The organism is Chlorogloeopsis sp. ULAP02, from assembly GCF_038404745.2.
Taxonomy (GTDB): Bacteria; Cyanobacteriota; Cyanobacteriia; order Cyanobacteriales; family Nostocaceae; genus Chlorogloeopsis.
The window spans coordinates 105,376-122,746 of record NZ_JAYKTT020000017.1 but is presented as its reverse complement, the minus strand read 5'-3'; the positions used below and the strand labels follow the sequence as shown (position 1 = coordinate 122,746).

The 17,371-nt window shown below is 44.7% G+C and carries 14 protein-coding genes; 11 read left to right on the top strand and 3 right to left on the bottom strand.

Features of this window, described 5'->3' with window-relative positions; all coding sequences use genetic code 11:
• Positions 1-75 precede the first annotated feature (75 nt).
• Both U2718_RS09015 and U2718_RS09010 read right to left on the bottom strand, forming a co-directional pair.
• The gene (locus U2718_RS09015) at positions 76-690 is read right to left on the bottom strand and encodes a biopolymer transporter ExbD (protein WP_341997436.1); all 615 of its coding nucleotides are present in this window, start codon (positions 688-690) and stop codon (positions 76-78) included.
• A 39-nt stretch (positions 691-729) separates the two neighbouring features.
• The gene (locus U2718_RS09010) at positions 730-1,509 is read right to left on the bottom strand and encodes a MotA/TolQ/ExbB proton channel family protein (RefSeq protein WP_341997434.1); all 780 of its coding nucleotides are present in this window, start codon (positions 1,507-1,509) and stop codon (positions 730-732) included.
• Positions 1,510-1,725: 216 nt separating this feature from the next.
• On the opposite strand from U2718_RS09010, the gene U2718_RS09005 reads away from it, so the two are divergent.
• From U2718_RS09005 to U2718_RS08995, 3 genes are all read left to right on the top strand, one after another.
• On the top strand, positions 1,726-2,037 hold the full coding sequence (locus tag U2718_RS09005) for a YkvA family protein (protein ID WP_341997432.1): 312 nt from the start codon (positions 1,726-1,728) through the stop codon (positions 2,035-2,037).
• A 336-nt stretch (positions 2,038-2,373) separates the two neighbouring features.
• Positions 2,374-3,156 carry an NDP-sugar synthase gene (locus U2718_RS09000; RefSeq protein WP_341997430.1) on the top strand — a complete coding sequence of 261 codons (783 nt, stop codon included), beginning with the start codon at positions 2,374-2,376 and terminating at the stop codon, positions 3,154-3,156.
• Between the two features lie 139 nt (positions 3,157-3,295).
• Positions 3,296-3,673 (top strand): GxxExxY protein, encoded by a 378-nt coding sequence (locus tag U2718_RS08995; RefSeq protein WP_341997429.1) that lies wholly within the window; start codon positions 3,296-3,298, stop codon positions 3,671-3,673.
• A 40-nt stretch (positions 3,674-3,713) separates the two neighbouring features.
• On the opposite strand, the gene U2718_RS08990 is transcribed toward U2718_RS08995, so the two are convergent.
• Entirely contained in the window at positions 3,714-6,920 is a 3,207-nt protein-coding gene (locus tag U2718_RS08990; protein ID WP_341997428.1) for a glycoside hydrolase family 15 protein, read from the bottom strand.
• A gap of 699 nt (positions 6,921-7,619) precedes the next feature.
• Between U2718_RS08990 and U2718_RS08985 the strand changes: the two genes are divergently transcribed.
• From U2718_RS08985 to U2718_RS08950, 8 genes are all read left to right on the top strand, one after another.
• Positions 7,620-7,754: a hypothetical protein gene (locus U2718_RS08985; protein ID WP_341997427.1), complete on the top strand. Its 135-nt coding sequence runs from the start codon at positions 7,620-7,622 to the stop codon at positions 7,752-7,754.
• Positions 7,755-7,882: 128 nt separating this feature from the next.
• Complete coding sequence (locus U2718_RS08980; protein WP_341997426.1) at positions 7,883-9,313, top strand: HAMP domain-containing sensor histidine kinase; 1,431 nt, start codon at positions 7,883-7,885, stop codon at positions 9,311-9,313.
• Positions 9,310-9,978: a response regulator transcription factor gene (locus U2718_RS08975; RefSeq protein ID WP_341997425.1), complete on the top strand. Its 669-nt coding sequence runs from the start codon at positions 9,310-9,312 to the stop codon at positions 9,976-9,978. Before U2718_RS08980 ends, U2718_RS08975 begins: the two co-directional genes overlap by 4 nt.
• A gap of 417 nt (positions 9,979-10,395) precedes the next feature.
• Entirely contained in the window at positions 10,396-11,742 is a 1,347-nt protein-coding gene (locus U2718_RS08970; protein WP_341997423.1) for a glycosyltransferase family protein, read from the top strand.
• A gap of 7 nt (positions 11,743-11,749) precedes the next feature.
• Positions 11,750-12,988, top strand: coding sequence for a glycosyltransferase family 4 protein (locus U2718_RS08965; protein ID WP_341997422.1), 1,239 nt, complete (start codon positions 11,750-11,752; stop codon positions 12,986-12,988).
• 11 nt (positions 12,989-12,999) lie between these two features.
• Positions 13,000-14,193, top strand: a complete 1,194-nt coding sequence (locus U2718_RS08960) for a glycosyltransferase family 4 protein (protein WP_341997421.1) — start codon at positions 13,000-13,002, stop codon at positions 14,191-14,193.
• Complete coding sequence (locus U2718_RS08955) at positions 14,193-16,061, top strand: ABC transporter ATP-binding protein (protein WP_341997420.1); 1,869 nt, start codon at positions 14,193-14,195, stop codon at positions 16,059-16,061. The genes U2718_RS08960 and U2718_RS08955 overlap by 1 nt, the downstream gene beginning before the upstream one ends.
• Positions 16,045-17,364, top strand: a complete 1,320-nt coding sequence (locus tag U2718_RS08950; RefSeq protein WP_341997418.1) for an aminoglycoside phosphotransferase family protein — start codon at positions 16,045-16,047, stop codon at positions 17,362-17,364. The genes U2718_RS08955 and U2718_RS08950 overlap by 17 nt, the downstream gene beginning before the upstream one ends.
• Positions 17,365-17,371 lie beyond the last annotated feature (7 nt).

The window sequence follows — 17,371 nt, the reverse complement described above, 5'->3', positions numbered from 1 at the left end:
CTCAAAATCATTGAAAGACGCGCAGTTTAACGCGTCTTTTAATAATTAGATTCTCTACACGATGATTTTTTCTGATCACCTTTGCGGAGTCGGATTGGTAGTTGTCGGTGCTGTGGGCTGTTGGGGAACAGCACCAGGATTAACAGGGGTAACCCCTGTTCCTATGGGGGGTTGACCGGGTACAGTTGGGAAAGGATTTTGAGTAGGGTTACCTTGAGGATTAACTGGGAACGGAGGAGTAAGGGGTGAGGGAGAATTTTGAGTTTTTTCTGAAGAACCAGGGATAATACCTAAAGACACGCGATTGCCCCCGACTTGTCGCAGCAAATCTAATAATTCAATCACATCATTATAAGTTGCGGAACGGGAAGCATATAGCACCACTGTGCCTGTAGGATTGGCTTGGAGATACTTACTTAAAATTTCTCCCAACTGCTCCCGTCTAACTGGTTGTTTCTCTACATAAGTTTGTCCAACGGCATCAATAGTCACGGGTAAAATTTGTCGCTGTGGCTTTAGCTCGATTGCCGTTGATGAACTAGCTCTGGGCAAATCAACATTAATTGCCTGCTGCCGGGTGAGTTGTAAAGATGCCAAAAGAAAAAACGTGAGTATACAAAAAATAACATCAATTAAGGGAATAAGTTGAACTTGAGCTTCTTCGATGGGAGTGTGCAGGTTAATTTTCATCGTCTTGCTTGCAAGCCAGGAGATAATTTTAACTAATTATTAAGAATCAGAAGCATTGGTTTCTGGATTTTCGGGAGATTGAGAAAACTTGTTTTGTCCCAGGTTGCGTGGAGGCGGAGGAGGAATGAAGTTTTCTCGTGCAGTATCTCGGACAACAGTCTGAGGTATGACTATATCTGATTTACTATTACTTATATCAGGCGCTGATTGTAGGTAAAGTATTTCCAAATCATTACCCGCCTTACGAAACACTTTGACTTGATTAACGACAAGAGCTTGAAATAGTCTATAGAAAATCAAGCTAACAATAGCAACACCCAAGCCAACTGCTGTACTATACAGAGATTCTCCAATCCCGGTAGTAACTCCTGCTGTGGCTTCTGTGCCTAAATCTCCAATCCGAATAGATTCCAAAGAACCAATTAAACCCCAAACAGTACCAAATAATCCCAGCAAAGGGGCGACAGCAATTACAAGTTCCAAAACTTTTTCGCCGCGTCGCATCTGAGCCAATTCAGTTTCTGCTGTTGACTCTAGGGCTAGTCGAAAAAGTTCCATATCGCTTTTTGGTTGGCTTAAAGGAGCATATAAAAACCTGCCTATGGGCTGATCTGTTGCCCGTCTAGCAATCTCTGTTGCTAATCCCCAATTTTTTTCACCAGCTGCATTTAAAACACGAGCAACAATTTCCTTTTCCTGATTTAAAATTCGCAACCAGAACCAAAGACGTTCTAGAATCACACTTAACGACAAGATTGAGAAAAAAAGCAACGGCCAGATTACTGGCCCGACTTTACGAAAAATATCTAAAATATCCACTGTTTTTGGTTTCCTCCGTCCATTGCTGGAGCAACTATCCCCAAGCATTTTAATACTTAGAGATGAACACACAACTTCTATACTTGTTTAAATTTTATGGAAAAGGATAGGGTTACAGAAAACTGGTAGCATCTTCCAGACATAATAGGGCGGTTATTCCCACAGGAAGTTTAGAGCATCATTTGCCAGAATTAAAAATAACTAGAGGTGATGGTTATGAAAGTTCCGCTCCAATCTGTCTATAACTGGTATCGTGGTTTAATTCGCAATCCTAAGTACCGCTGGTGGGTAATTTTAGGAACACTATTATACTTTGTTAGTCCCATTGATATAGTCCCAGATATTTTACCGATTGTGGGACAAATTGATGACGTCTTTCTTCTAACACTATTGATGACGGAAGTATCTGGGCTAGTAATTGAAGGCTTTAAAGCGCGTAGAGGTGTAGAGGCTCAAGCTGCTAATACCGCTGAGGATTCTACTTCTTCCAGCGACACTATTGATGTTGATGCTGTTTCTGTCAAGTAGTGGCGATCGCGAAATAAAAATTAATAACCCCCTTCTATTGTGTTCACGAGTACGCTGCTTTAGAAGGGGGATATTTTTGGGAATTTGGTAATTATACCAATTCTCCAAATTAAGACTACACATAGTTTGTAGTAGCGCTTAAGCGCAATTACAAACCTTTTTCCATCTGTAGCCAAAATTTAGGGAAATCGTATTAGATAGTAGGGGTGGGTTTAAAAGATAAATTGTCTGTTTTTACCAAAAGACAATCAGCAAAACCTGCCTATACTGTTATTGGTTATTAAACTTTAAATTATAAATTGTAAATTATCTTATACCAAGTATATTTAATTACTTATGCGCCAAATCGTTGCACTGTTACCTGCAGGAGGGGAAGCTAAAAGAATTTCTCCTTTACCACTGAGCAAAGAACTATATCCAGTAGGTTTTCAAACTTGTGGTCAAAAATCTAACTATCGACCGAAAGTAGTTTGTCACTATCTACTGGAAAAAATGCAGTTGGCAGGCATTAACAAGGCATATTTTATACTACGCCCAGGAAAGTGGGATATCCCGACATATTTTGGCGACGGCACAATGCTTTCGATGAACCTTGGTTATCTAATTATGGGTTTGCCTTATGGTGTGCCATTTACTTTGGATCAGGCTTATCCCTTTGTGCAAGATGCAGTTATAGCATTGGGTTTTCCCGATATTTTGTTTCAACCAGAGGATGCTTATGTACGGATATTAGCACGTCTGGAGACAACTAAAGCAAATGTAGTTTTAGGCTTGTTCCCAACCGATCAACCCCAGAAAGCGGGGATGGTTGAATTTGACGATACAGGCAAAGTTCATCTGATTGTTGAAAAACCTCCTCAGTCTGATTTACGTTATATGTGGGGTATTGCCGTTTGGACACCGATTTTTACCCAATTTTTACATGAGTATTTGATTCAGCTAAAAGCCGCTCCTAATGTGTCACTACTACCGGAAGTACCGATTGGGGATGTAATTCAAGCTGCGATTAAACAGGGTTTGCGTGTAGAGGCAGAAGCGTTTGCAGATGGTACTTACCTGGATATTGGCACACCGAATGATTTGATAAGAGCTGTGCAGCAGTTGAGTAGTAATATTTAAACGCAGAGGAGCGCAGAGGGAAGCGCAGAGGTTCGCGGAGTTTAGTAGCGTTCTTTTTTTGTTTTCAGAGGATATAACCCATGCAAATTTTGGGCAAATTAAGATTAGTTGATTTTTGAGACCACAACTTCAAGGCCAGATGACAGAAAATGAGTTAAGTGGAGTAATTATTGGTTGCGCGATGAGGGTGCATACCGTTTTAGGAGCAGGTTTGTTAGAGTCAGCTTACGAAGAGTGTTTGTATTATGAACTAAAGAAAACAGGATTGAATGTTGGCAAACAAATTCCTTTACCTTTAGTCTACGAATCAGTACAGTTAGATTGTGTTTATCGATTGGATTTGAAAGTAGAAAATAAAGTAATTGTAGAAATCAAATCTGTAGAAACCTTGAAACCGATTCACTCCGTTCAACTCCTAACTTACCTCAAACTAGCAAAATGCAAACTTGGTCTCATCATTAACTTTAACGTCCTCCATCTCAGAGAAGGAATAAAACGCGTAGTTAATAACCTTTAACTCTGCGTTCCTCTGCGTTTTCCTTTGCGCCCCATTGCGTTTAAAGTTCTGTCACAAATTCCGTCAAGAACCTAAACGCCTTAACAACATAACTAGCACACTCCTTAGGAGAGGTATTGTAGAACGCTCGCCACGCACTCGCTTTATCTTCGTCGTAGCGATCGCCTCTTTGGGGATGCCCGTCTAACCATGCTAATCTGACTGCATGACCGATTAATACATCCAAGACTATATATTCTTCGATTTGCAAACTTGGGTTGTTGGAAGCGATCGCCGCTAATTCCATCAAAGTTTCGATATTCACTTGTCGGTATTCTGGAGCCTCAATTTTATTTAACAGATGTTCTATTCGTAGAGCAAAGTTCTTTTCCCCCGCCGTCATCTCGGAGATCATCACCTCGCTATCCAAGCGGTTGCGGCGTTCTAGTTTATCGCCAATTACCAAGCCTTTACAATGATGCATCAACAGCCAAACTTGTTGAAAAAAGTCTTTTGGCACGCGCCCTGTTGCTCCCTCAGCTTGGCGAAAGCGTCGCCAACCCCCCAGTGGCATTTCTATGTCTTCAACAACTAATGGTTGCAACACCCATGCAATATCACTTTCTTTTTGTTTGACGTGCAATGACTCTTGCTGACGCAGTAATTTACTCATGCCTGCATATTCAGCTAATACCTGACGCAATCTTGTTTTTACTTCCAAGGGAGAAAGTTGCATGAGTGTTTCGTAGGCTTCATCTTGCGTAACTTTCAATTCCTGTGCTAATTCGCTGGTAATTAACAAAATTAGGTAGCCAACTCGTAGCGTTAGCAGTCCTTGAAACAGTTCTGGTTCTGATTTAATTAAGGTACTCAGATAAATCAGGATTTCTTGGGTGAGAACGCGATCGCGTATATCTTCTCGACAAAAATGATTGATTTTTTCGACAATTTCGCTGTGGGATAAAGGTACGGTAATTAGGGAGTCTTCGCTGTAGGCTTTACCGACTGCTATTTGCTTGCCCCGTACAACAATACTTGTCACTACATCTGATAAGGCTGTGTATGCCATCTGCCGCAAACCCGCCGCCCGACGCACAACTGCCCAAATCCCTATTTCGGCAGCTTTGGTGTAGACTTCATCAAGTAAATCACTGACTGTGACGGGATGTAAAGGCCCGCCAAAACCAGTGTTAAACTCCAGCCCTTGCAAACGAGTTAGCGTCTGCAATAATTCTATTTGTTCGTAAATATTTTCTGAAGAGCGTAAAGAAGTCAAGAGTAAATTCAAGTTAGTTTCGCATTCTACCTGAAATTCTTGAGTATGTCTGAGCAGCCAGTTTTTTTCTGGATGAAAGGCGAGATAAGCACAGCGGGGTTTTGCATTTTTGACAGAAGACTGAGAAAATTCAAACTCTGGCAGGAAATCAATTCGTTCAATAGCAGCAGTGAGCATCTGCTGATTTAGCCGCCCTAATTTTACCCGCACACCGTTACATACTCCATCTTTGAGTTCCTGCATCAGATTAAGCAATGCTTCGGAACCTGTTTCTAACATTGTATGTGTCAACATTAAAGTCAGGATCGGACGTCCTAAATCGCTCCAATATTTTTGAATGTAGGCGAGTTCGCTCTTGAATTGGGCGACGAGAAAATGGTAATCAAGGGTTAAGTAGAACTGTTGAGAGTCTAACTGTGAGGGTAAGAATACTACTGTTTCATTACCGATGCGAAAAATTCTGGATGTTGTTAAACTTCGAGGACGACGAGGCGGACGTCCTGTTAAACCGAGTTTATCACTACGTCCAATTTGGGAATAAATCGCAATAAAGTCATCGGCTTGGCGAACTTGAATCGGTTCTACTTGCTTGGGTGTTTGGGTTTCAATGCCGTGAACTTCTAGTATGATCTGTAAATCTTCATCTTCTGCTAGTAAGGCGATTTGCACTAAAGGTTCCCGGTGTATGTCCATGCGTAAGTGCCGCCCTAAGGGATCGATATCCCCGACGGCGATTAATTTTTCACTTAGCATTTGACTGAGAAAATACAAACTTTGCGCCCAGACTAAGGGAATGTTTTCGTTGGGCAGGCGCGGTTGAGTATGGGGTGCTTGCTTTTCTGCTTCTATGTATTCATCTGGAACATAATAAAGTTCTGGCAACAAAGGCAAACCATTTCGTTCAACCACTAGAGACTCTAAACGCTGTTGGTAATATTCGGTTTGTTCTTTATCACCACGAAATATTCCATCAAGTACCAAATATGTGAAAAATAAAGGCCATTCACATTCTATATTCTCAAATTGTTTGAGTTCCCAAGGTTCGTAGTGGAGGCGCTTGGTGTCTTCTAAAACTGTTTGGTGTCCGTCGCGTAAAAAACGCTTGCAGCCGTATTTGCCTGCGAGTTTAGCGATGATGTCATTGCGGGTGCGATCGCGCAATTGCACATCCTCAACTGCAAATGCCGGAAAACTAATCACACTCAAGAGTGCTGCATCAATTTCTTTGGAAGCAGATTCTCTAGGTAATAAGGATTCTAGAGTGATTCTGGCACGAGCAATTTCATCGGGGAGTACGTGAATTACCGATGCATGACTACCGCGCACGCCAAATAAATCCAGTCCATTAATTGCTTCTAAAGCAGCTTTTGCCATTCCTATGGAACTGGCGTTTAGTTCTGCACTTCCATGATTGATTTTGTTGCCCCGCTCCCAAATTCCGTAATCTGGAGTGCGATAAGCTCGACCGATATAGTAAACCAAATTTTGGATAAAGTTTACTTCATCAAGGGTGTAAATTATCTGCAATCCGGATGAGGTCATTTGTGCCAACATCAGCAAATATATTGATGTGGCATCAAGTTGCAAATGTCCCCATTCTCCATCACCAACAACGATATCCCCAGTTGTGGTGTTGTACTTGGCGTGTAGTGCATCCAGTGGTGATTGGGTGTGTTTAAATTGCTCTACTTTATGTGCTTGTCGCATCATGGCGAACAACAAGCCCCGCATTAGCTTGACAACACTGTGTTCTAATTCGTAAGTCCGTCCTTTGTCTTCATCCAGCTTGCGGTATGCCAGCGCCAACCCCCAAACTGCCAAAATGCTGTAAACGTTATCACGCACCCAAGCATCTGTGTAATCACCGTGGGCTGTAATTGCAGTACTGGCAGGTAGCAAACCAGTAATTGGATTTTGACGCGCCAAAATGATTGTCTTGATTTGCTGATAATAAGACTCTAAACGAGCTTGTAATTGGGAGGCGGTTTTCATGATTTAACTCGAAAGCAGATTACGGAATTTTAGCCCGTAGCTATGAAGTAAATGATGTCAGGCAAAGTCAGAACTAAGTAGAGGGCAGAGGGCAGTCGTTATAAAACAAGTTTCAATACCAGGTATGAAAAAGGTATTTTCCTCTACAACGCCACTTGACGCCAGTCGCTTCAACGGGGGGAACCCTCCGAAGTCGCCTCAACGGGGGGAACCCCCGCACGGCGCTTCTCTCCGCAACGCGCTGGCTCCTTTATGCCGGGAAACCCGTCCACCGCAGTGGCTCCCCCATACCCTTACACCCTTACACCCCTCTTTCAAGTCAGAGGGCAGAAGGTAGCAGAAGGTAAAAGACTGTTTCCGTTTGCGGTCTAGAAATTGGTATTTTACATTTAATTATGTCCGCTTACTTAGTTCTGTAATTGTTAATTACATAGCAGTTTAGGTTGAGGGTGAGTTTTTTATTATCTCGTGTTCATGGCTATATTGTTAATCATTGCTTACTAGCACCTCATTACTTTCGTAAATCTATTCAAATTCTTCTATTATTTTTGTATAATTTTTTACTTTTAATTCAAATCTCTTTTCATGATTGATACAAATAGTAACTTTTTAAAAGTACAAGATAAACCAAAAATTATTCAGTCCATTTTCAGCACTCAAAACTTAAATATAAATCAAAGATAAACCAGGAAAATTATTATGTCTTTGCTTTACAATCACAATCAATCACCGTTGGTAAAACTTGTGTACTCTCGAATTAAAGTGAACGGCAAAATCGAGTTAGTACCACTAGAATTATATGCCGATGGTACACTTAAGAAGTCTATCAGCTAATTAGAGTAATAATTTCTAAGTGATAATTTTTAATTCTGAATATATTTATTGTCCTGATTGATTATTTATAATAAAAATAATTTTTTAGTCGCTGTTCGTTGATGTTTGCTGCGAAATCAAGTTTAGCCATGAAATGGCGCAAATTTTTTCTTGGCGCACGAGCACGAATTTTAGTTTGGTTGGTTGTTCTCATTTCTCTTTCAACCGCTATTTCTATCTTTGCGATTCGACAAATTTTGTTTGCACAGTTGTTGCAACGAGTACAGCGATCGCTTGAGCAAGAAGTTGAGGAGATTCAACGACTAGTAAATGGACGTAATCCCGCGACAGGAGAACCATTTGGCGATAATGTTGCGGCAATTTTTGATGTATTTTTGTCCCGCAGTGTGCCTGAGGATGATGAATTCTTCATCACGTTGTTGAACGGTGAAGTCTATCAAACCAGTCCAATTGCCTTACCAGATGCGTTGAGTACAGACACCAACTTACTGCGATCGCTAGCTCAAATTGAACGCCCTATACAAGGTCAAAAATCGACAGGTTGGGAAACCATTGTGTATTTAGCTCATCCTATTCAAGCATCAGGGAAGGATCGGAGTGTTTTTGTAGTAGCGCATTCTTTGAGCAATCAACAAAGAGAAATTGATCGAGCAGTATTGGTAGCGGCTCAGGTGATTATTAGCGTGCTGTTACTCGCGCTAATTCTGGCGTGGATTGCGATTGGGCGAGTGTTATCTCCCTTGGAGTTACTGACAGAAACTGCGCGATCAATTAAAGATTTTGATCAGTCGCTGAATCGTCGAATTCCGATCAAAGGAGTGGATGAAATTGCTGAGTTGACTGCTACATTTAACAAAATGCTCGACCGATTGCAAGCTTCATTTGCCAGTCAACGTGAGTTTATTAATGATGCCAGTCATGAATTTCAAACTCCAATCACGGTGATTCGCGGCAATTTGGAGGTACTGAGTCAATCGTTAGGAAAACGCTATGAAGCGCTAGATTTAATGCATGATGAACTCAATCGCATGAGTCGATTGGTCGATGATTTACTGCTCCTTGCCAGAGCCGAAAGACCGGATTTCTTAAATTTAGAATTATTAGAGGTTAGCAAACTCACACAAGAATTATTTGCTAAAGCAACAGCTCTGGCTCCACGAGATTGGCAGCTTGCGAGTGTAGCCTCGATTCGGATTGTGGCAGATCGGCAACGCATCACTCAAGCTGTTATGAATTTGGTACAAAATGCTGTGGAACACACGAAAGCTAGCGATGTAATTGAACTTGGTTCACAGTTAGTTGGAGATGCAGTATGTTTTTGGGTAAAGGACACGGGTATTGGCATTGCTCCTGCCGATCAAGTGCGGATTATGCAACGCTTTGCCCGTGCAGCCAGTAGCCGTCGTAAATCAAAGGGGGCTGGGCTGGGTTTGTCAATTGTCCAAGCGATCGCACAAGCACACGGAGGACAGGTAACAGTCGCCAGTGAACTTGGCAAAGGCTCGCGATTTAGTATCACCCTTCCCCTCGATCCACCACAAGATAAGATTGTCCGATGAGTCGAATTCTGATTGCAGAAGATGAACCGCGAATAGCTGCTTTTTTACAGAAAGGCTTACAAGCTCATGGCTTTACCACCACGGTAGCGGATGATGGAGTTAAAGCAGCCTATTTAGCTCGAACTGATGATTTTGAGCTGTTGATTCTCGATTTGGGTTTACCAGCAAAGCATGGAACACAGGTGATTGAAGAGTTGCGAGCACGTGGAGAATCTCTGCCTATTATTATTCTCACCGTCATTCAAGATGTTCAAGATAAGGTCAAAGCCTTGGAAGCCGGGGCAGATGATTACTTAACCAAACCCTTTTCGTTAGAGGAGCTAATTGCTCGTATCCGCGTCCAACTGCGACATCAGCGATCGCCCCGTACATTAGAAGAAACGGTGTTAAAAGCAGGAGATTTAGTCCTCGATCTGCGGCAGCGCAGCGTTCAATTTAAGGGACAACCCATCGAGCTATCCACCCGCGAATTCACACTACTAGAGATACTGGCGCGTCAGCCAGGGCAAGTGTGGACACGAGAAGACTTACTAGATCAGGTGTGGGGCTACGACTACGATCCCAGTTCCAATATTGTTGACGTTTACGTAGGCTATTTAAGGAAAAAACTAGGACGAGGATTCATTAAAACCGTGAGAGGCATGGGCTATCGGCTGCAAGCTTAAACCTGCTTTGTTGAGGTTAGAACTTACGCACTCAGATCCCCCAACCCCCTTAAAAAAGTGGCTTTTATAAGTTCCTGCTTTTTAAGGGGGCTAGGGGGGATGTAGGTTTCAAGCTTCAATGCGTAAGTCCTAGAGGTGATCCAAAGCTGCATCCTTAACCTTTTAGGGAGGCTGTTTTGAGATGACATTTCTTTGAAAAATGAGAGTTTTCTCATGATTTCTTATCAAAGTTTCATGCAAGGTAGAGCAATTTTACTTAACCTTTAGTTAATCTCACCTTTACTAAAGACTTACATTTTGTTTAAAAGCATCTAGAGTCGGTAGATTGCTTCAGGTTTTCCTATTCTTATGAAGAGGAAATACCTGCTTTGTCGCGTGTGCAAGTAATATTACTCATTTTTTCAGGATACTGAAGTGATGAAATTGCACACTAAAGATAAAAAAACCATTAAGTGTAGTGAAATGCCACCGCCTAAATCAAATGAAGAAGGCGTCCACAGTCGATTGGTTGATTGTGGGCAAATTGTTCTATCGCCAGGGGTAAAGCCACAACAGCATCCCTTAAAGATTGCTCTTTATTCCCATGACACGATGGGCTTAGGACACAAGCGGCGTAATTTGCTCATTGCTCAAACCTTGGCGCGATCGCTTCCCCATGCATCGATTCTTTTAATTAGCGGTATGGAGGAGGGACGTAGTGTTAACCTGCCTGCCAACGTTGATTACTTGTCCTTGCCTGCACTACAAAAAGAGGTCGATGGACATTATCAACCTCGGCGATTAGAGGTATCGCTGCAAGAGTTGATTGCGATTCGCTCACAGGTAATTCAAGCTGCGATCGGAACTTTTGCCCCCGATCTCTTCGTCGTGGACAATGTGCCACGCGGCGCAGTCCGAGAGCTAGATCCGACTCTAGAGCAACTATGTACACAAGGGCAAACTCGCTGTGTTTTAGGGCTGCGAGATGTTTTAGATGAACCCAGAGTGGTTCAACGTGAATGGCGACGCGCCCGCAATGAAGAAGCCATTCTTAAGTATTATGATGCCGTTTGGGTCTATGGCGACCCGGACGTGTTTGATCCGATTCAGAAATATCGGTTCTCACCGGAAATTGCCGCCAAAGTTCGCTATGCAGGTTATTTCGACCAGCGCCATCGCCTCCAATATATAGACTCTACTGAGAATGTGCTGGAGCAGTTAAATTTACCTCCTGGTAAACTGGCGTTATGTTTGGTGGGCGGCGGACAAGACGGAGCGCTTTTGGGGCAGATGTTTGCTCAAGCGACACTGCCTCCAGATATGAATGGAGTAATTTTAACTGGCCCGTTCATGCCGTCAAATATCCGGCAGCTACTTTACAATCACGTCAAGATAAATCCTCGCTTGCGCGTTCTGGAATATCTGCAAGAACCGACGCAACTGTTGAGTCAGGCAGATTGTGTGGTGTCGATGGGTGGCTATAATACCACCTGCGAACTGCTGTCATTTGGTAAGCGATCGCTAATTGTTCCCCGCGTCACCCCTCGATTAGAACAATGGATTCGCGCTCAAAGGTTGCAAGAACTTGGCTGGATTGATGTATTACATCCGGATCATCTCACTCCCAATGCGATTGCGAATTGGCTAAGACAATGCCAATATCCTTCATCAAAAACGCGAACGCCTATTGATCTGAACGGTTTAAATCGATTGCCAGAACTGGTTATGGAAGTATTAACCAATTCAACTGTTCAATCAAAATCTGTTGTTTGTCGCGTTTCATAAAAGAAGGATGAATAAATTTATATCTGTTCCCGATTCTGCCAAAGTGGGATATGTGCTCAAGCGTTATCCCCGTTATTCTGAAACCTTTGTTGTTTCTGAAATTCTGGCACACGAAGCGGCTGGTTTAGACATACAAATTTTTGCGCTCCATCCTCCCTTAGATGGACATTTTCAAGACATTATTGCTCAGGTGCGATCGCCTGTTACCTATTTATTTTCCCACGATCTCAGGGGCAGTACATTGTGGAGTGTCTTGAACGAAGCAAGCTACATCATTCCTAATTTCTGGAACAAGCTGGAATTTGCCCAAGGCGAAGACGTGCATCGATTGCATAAAGCGATTCAGCTTGCCTGTATTGCCCGAAAACAAAACCTCACCCACTTACACGCCCACTTTGCTACATCAGCAACAGTCATAGCACACTTGGCGAGCCATTTTGCAGAAATTCCCTATACCTTTACCACGCACGCCAAAGATATCTTTCATGAAAGCGTGGTTCCGGCGGAATATGAGCGCAAATTGACTGATGCCGCAGCAGTAATCACCGTCAGCGATTACAATCTGGACTATCTTCAGCAAACTTACGGTGCGGCAGCACAGAAGGTGCAGCGCATCTACAACGGGTTAGATTTGCAGCGATTTCCATATGTATCTCCACAGCATCGTTCTCACAAAATCGTGGCGGTGGGGCGATTGGTGGAGAAGAAGGGATTTGCGGTACTGATTGATGCATGTAAAGTTTTGGTTGAGCGCGACATTCCTTTCACCTGTGAGATTGTGGGAGCGGGTGAACAGGAAGCTCATTTGCGTACTCAGATTGAGACATTGGGATTACAAGCAAAGGTGAGATTGGTAGGTCTGCGTCCGCAAGGTGAAGTGGTAGAACTGGTACAGTCGGCGGCGGTTCTTGCCGCTCCCTGTGTGGTGGCAGCAGATAGTAATCGAGATGGTTTACCGACAGTCTTACTAGAGGCAATGGCATTGGGAACGCCATGCATTTCCACAGATCTAACCGGAATTCCAGAGGTGCTGCGTCACCAGGAAACGGGATTAATGGTGCCACAACACGATCCGTTTGCCCTGGCAGATGCGATCGCTCAACTGTTGCAAAATCCCGATTTGCGAGTGCAGCTGGCAACCCAAGCTAGACAACTAATTGAACAAGAATTTGATATTCACCGCAATGCGGCTCAACTGCGAACGGTGTTTCGTGCTGCTGCGTCGGTGAACACGGTAGCAGCTTAGGAGGTAGGGGAATGCGAATTGCTTATATTTGTGCCGATCCGGGAATTCCGGTATTTGGCTGTAAGGGATGTTCGATTCATGTCCAAGAAGTCATCCGTACTCTAATCCAACAAGGGCATCAAATAGAATTGTTTGCCGTGCGTTGGGGAGGCAATCCTCCCTCTGATTTAGTGTCTGTAACACTACACAAACTACCCAAACCACCCAAGGGCGATGCCTGCGGCGGGCTTCGCCAACGCGCCTTGCGAGAACAAGCGCTGTTAGCCCATAACTTAGATTTACGATTTGCTCTAGAAACAGCAGGACGATTCGATCTGGTTTATGAACGCTATTCTCTCTGGAGTTTTACGGCGCTGCAATATGCTCGCACTCAGGGTATTCCTGCGGTATTGGAGGTGAATGCACCGCTGATTGAAGAACAGGCAACACACCGGAGTTTAACTCATCGACAGGAGGCAGAAGCAGTCGCTCGGCGCGTGTTTAGTGCCGCAACAGTAATAATCGCAGTCTCAGAGGGCGTTGCGGATTATCTCCAGCGTTATCCCCAGACTCAGGGCAAAGTGCATATCATTCCCAATGGCGTTAACCCGGATCGCTTCCCCGTACATTTGCCCCCCACTTTACCGAGCAACAACTTTACAATCGGCTTTGTTGGCACCATGAAGCCTTGGCACGGCTTACCGACACTGGTAGATGCCTTTGCTCAATTGCACGATCGCCACCCTCACACGCGTCTGTTAATTGTCGGTGATGGGCCGGAGCGATCGCAACTTGAAGCCAATCTCATCGATAGTGGGATTCGGGATGCGGTGCAGTTTACCGGCAAAGTGCCACCAGCAGACGTGCCAGGATTACTTGCCTCAATGGATGTCGCCGTTGCACCCTATCCTCACCATCAGAATTTCTATTTCTCGCCGCTTAAGGTTTATGAGTACATGGCGGCAGGGTTACCAGTTGTAGCCAGTCGGATTGGGCAACTCCAAGCGCTGATTAACGATGGCGTCAATGGGATACTGTATGAGCCGGGCAACAGCCAGCAGTTAACAAATTGCTTAGATCATCTGTGGCAACATCCCTGGTTGCGTACTCAATTGGGACAGAATGCCCGCGCCACCGTGTTGCGATCGCACACCTGGGAAGAAGCTGTACAGCGGATTTTGAGCCTCACGCAACAAGCCACAAGTACGCTGGAGGTAAGCGCCTGATGGCTCGTCCCCAAAATCTCAAGGAGGTTATACCGGGATTATGGCGGATTGTACGGCGGTTTTCGCCCTACATCCGCAAACAGCAGATGCTGCTCGTCATTTCGATGCTGGCGCTGTTCTGCGAAATCGGGTTGCGATTGTTAGAACCTTTGCCGCTCAAGTTTGTCTTTGATGAGATTTTTGCAGAGCGATCGAACGGAGAGTTTAACAATTTTCCTTTTCTGGTTGAAGTGCTGAATACACGAACGCTGCTGATTGGATCGGCGATCGCCGTGTTCGGCATTGCTGGATTAAGAGGCATCGCCGCCTATTGGAATACAGTGGGTTTCGCATTGGTAGGCAATCGCGTTCTGACTGAAGTTCGCAGCGTGCTATATTGCCATCTCCAAACCCTCTCCCTCTCTTTCCATAACAGCGCTCGCAGTGGTGATTTGACGTTGCGCGTCATTAGTGATGTAGGCTTACTTCAGGAAATCGCTGTGACAGCATTGCTGCCCCTGCTTGCCAATTCTCTAATTTTGGTGGGCATGGTGGGCGTCATGTTCTGGCTGAATGTTCAACTTGCCCTGTTAACACTGGCGATGATTCCCCTATTTTGGTTCTCCACAATTCGGCTGACTCGTCGCATCCGAGAAGTTTCTAAGCAACAGCGTCGCCGCGAAGGAGCAATGGCAGCTACTGCTGCTGAGTCAATCGCTGCGATCAAAATTGTGCAGGCTTTATCGTTACAGGATAAGTTTGCGTCTGCGTTTGCGGGACAGAATAAAAAGAATCTTAAAGAAGGCGTGAAAGTCAAGCGACTAGCGGCAAATCTGGAGCGGACGGTGGATGTGCTGATTGGAGGTGCAACCGCCCTGGTACTGTGGCGCGGAGCAGAATTAGTATTGAGCAATGCTCTCACACCGGGCGATCTGTTGGTGTTTCTCACCTATCTCAAAAACGCCTTCAAACCCGTGCGTGATTTTGCCAAATACAGCGGACGGCTGGCAAAAGCCTCAGCCGCAGGCGATCGCATCCTCGATCTGCTGGATCAAACGCCCGAAGTCTACGATCTGCCCGGAGCAAAACCCGCTCCCCGCTTTGCTGGAGCCGTTGAGTTTTCGGAAGTAAGTTTTGCCTATAAGCCAGGACATCCAGTGCTACAAGGCATTGACTTTGTGGTGCAGCCCGGACAGCAAGTGGCGATCGTCGGACATTCCGGCAGCGGTAAATCTACGTTAGCCAATCTGCTGTTGCGGCTCTATGACCCCAGCAAAGGTAGCATTTTAATTGATGGCGAGGATATTCGCAATTACACCTTAGAGTCACTACGGGCGCAAATTAGTGTAGTGTTGCAAGATAGCCTGCTGTTTGCTGCCAGTGTGTGGGACAACATCGCCTATGGTTCTCCTACTGCCACTGAGGAAGAGGCGATCAGGGCAGCAAAACTAGCCAATGCCCATGACTTTATTACCAACCTGCCCCAAGGCTATGACACGGTGTTAGGTGAACGAGGAGTGACGCTCTCCGGTGGACAAAGACAAAGAATAGCGATCGCTCGTGCCGCCATTCGTCAAGCGCCGATTTTAATTTTGGACGAACCCACCACTGGACTGGATAAAGAGAATGAACAAGAAGTATTGGACGCATTAAAGCGGCTTTCTCAAGGACGCACTACTTTCTTGATTGTTCACGATTTAGATCTTGCTGCCCGTGCTGATTGCATTCTCTACTTGGAACGAGGGCGCTTGGTAGAACGGGGAACGCATGATGAATTGATGCAACTGAACCATCGCTATGCGGCGCTCTACCGTTTGCAAGCAACGGAACGCAAGCGTTCCGAAGATTCTCGTCACCAGAAGGAGGATTCTGATGTTATCGCCTGCTGATTATCATTTGATTCGTCGTGATGTCGATCTATCGGGATTGCGTCTAGTGCTGGACACAGATGCCTTGGCTGCCGTACTTGTTGCCCAGTTTCCCGATCTCAATTTGAGTCAGGTGAAAAGAACCTACATTCGTTACAAACCTGCTACAAGTTGTATTGTCAGCTATGAATTGATGATCGCTCAAACAACGGTGTTGGCATATGCCAAAGCCGTTACCAGCGCAGACAAACTGGAAAAATACAGCCAACGCCCAGGAGTCATTCAAGATTTTGGCATCGGACGCACCGTTCTCAAACGAGAGGGTATTATTTTCTCAGTGTTGCCCAATGACAACGCCCTGAAGCAATTGCCAAAATTGTTCGATCCACAATTGCGTCAGAAACGGCTGCAAAAACTGCTGCTCGATCGCCCCGATTTATCACAAGCCGCCTTAAAAACACTACGATATAAGCCCGAACGTCGCTACGTTGCTCAATTGGATGCTGGAGAACAGGGGCAAGCCGTCGTTAAAGCCTACACCAGTAGCAACTATCAACAAGCACAAGTCAACGCTAATGCCTTTGACTCGATCGCCCCGTTGCAAATCGTGCCAGAACTGGGGCATTCCAACCGCGATCGGCTGCTTGCCTTTCCCTGGATTGTCGGTTCTCCGTTGTCACAATTAATTACCACTTCCAAGGCAAAATGGGAAAAAATCACGCAAACGGGAATTGCCCTAGCTCAACTGCATCAACAGCATCCTAAACACCTTAATTTTCTGTCTCGCCATGATGAAGCTACAAATCTGCTGCTGCTTGCCTCCGATTTAAGCTGGCTTTGTCCTCAGTGGAAAAATCGGATTCAAGCGATCGCTGTACAACTTTCCACGGCGCTGTTGAATGCACGCCCAATCAACTTTCCTATTCACGGTGACTTCAATGCGGAACAAGTACTATGGAGTCCAAATACAAATGACATTACATTTCTTGACTTCGATCGTGCTGTTCGCAGCGATCCGGCAGCCGATTTAGGCTCATTCATCGCTAAGTTAATGCAAGATGAATTGCGGGGAGTGCTGTCTGCCGAGCAACGCGAACAAATTGCAGCAGATCTGATTGCCGGTTATCGTACTGCTGCACCTGAGCTAATTTCAGAGGATCAGATTCAACTCTATACCGCCATTGGACTGCTTCGATTAGGGGCAGATCCATTTCGCTATTGTGAATTTGATTGGTTAGAAAAAATCGACACTATACTTTGTCGCATTGAACAACTCATGAATCGACTTCCATTTGATCGGTTTCATTCTAGTTGTCCAGCTTAATTTTTTC

Coding starts and splice junctions, on each gene's coding strand:
- U2718_RS09015 (WP_341997436.1), bottom strand. CDS start 690: ATGAAAATTAACCTGCACACTCCCATCGAAGAAGCTCAAGTTCAACTT.
- U2718_RS09005 (WP_341997432.1), top strand. CDS start 1,726: ATGAAAGTTCCGCTCCAATCTGTCTATAACTGGTATCGTGGTTTAATT.
- U2718_RS09000 (WP_341997430.1), top strand. CDS start 2,374: ATGCGCCAAATCGTTGCACTGTTACCTGCAGGAGGGGAAGCTAAAAGA.
- U2718_RS08995 (WP_341997429.1), top strand. CDS start 3,296: ATGACAGAAAATGAGTTAAGTGGAGTAATTATTGGTTGCGCGATGAGG.
- U2718_RS08990 (WP_341997428.1), bottom strand. CDS start 6,920: ATGAAAACCGCCTCCCAATTACAAGCTCGTTTAGAGTCTTATTATCAG.
- U2718_RS08985 (WP_341997427.1), top strand. CDS start 7,620: ATGTCTTTGCTTTACAATCACAATCAATCACCGTTGGTAAAACTTGTG.
- U2718_RS08980 (WP_341997426.1), top strand. CDS start 7,883: ATGAAATGGCGCAAATTTTTTCTTGGCGCACGAGCACGAATTTTAGTT.
- U2718_RS08975 (WP_341997425.1), top strand. CDS start 9,310: ATGAGTCGAATTCTGATTGCAGAAGATGAACCGCGAATAGCTGCTTTT.
- U2718_RS08970 (WP_341997423.1), top strand. CDS start 10,396: ATGAAATTGCACACTAAAGATAAAAAAACCATTAAGTGTAGTGAAATG.
- U2718_RS08965 (WP_341997422.1), top strand. CDS start 11,750: ATGAATAAATTTATATCTGTTCCCGATTCTGCCAAAGTGGGATATGTG.
- U2718_RS08960 (WP_341997421.1), top strand. CDS start 13,000: ATGCGAATTGCTTATATTTGTGCCGATCCGGGAATTCCGGTATTTGGC.
- U2718_RS08955 (WP_341997420.1), top strand. CDS start 14,193: ATGGCTCGTCCCCAAAATCTCAAGGAGGTTATACCGGGATTATGGCGG.
- U2718_RS08950 (WP_341997418.1), top strand. CDS start 16,045: ATGTTATCGCCTGCTGATTATCATTTGATTCGTCGTGATGTCGATCTA.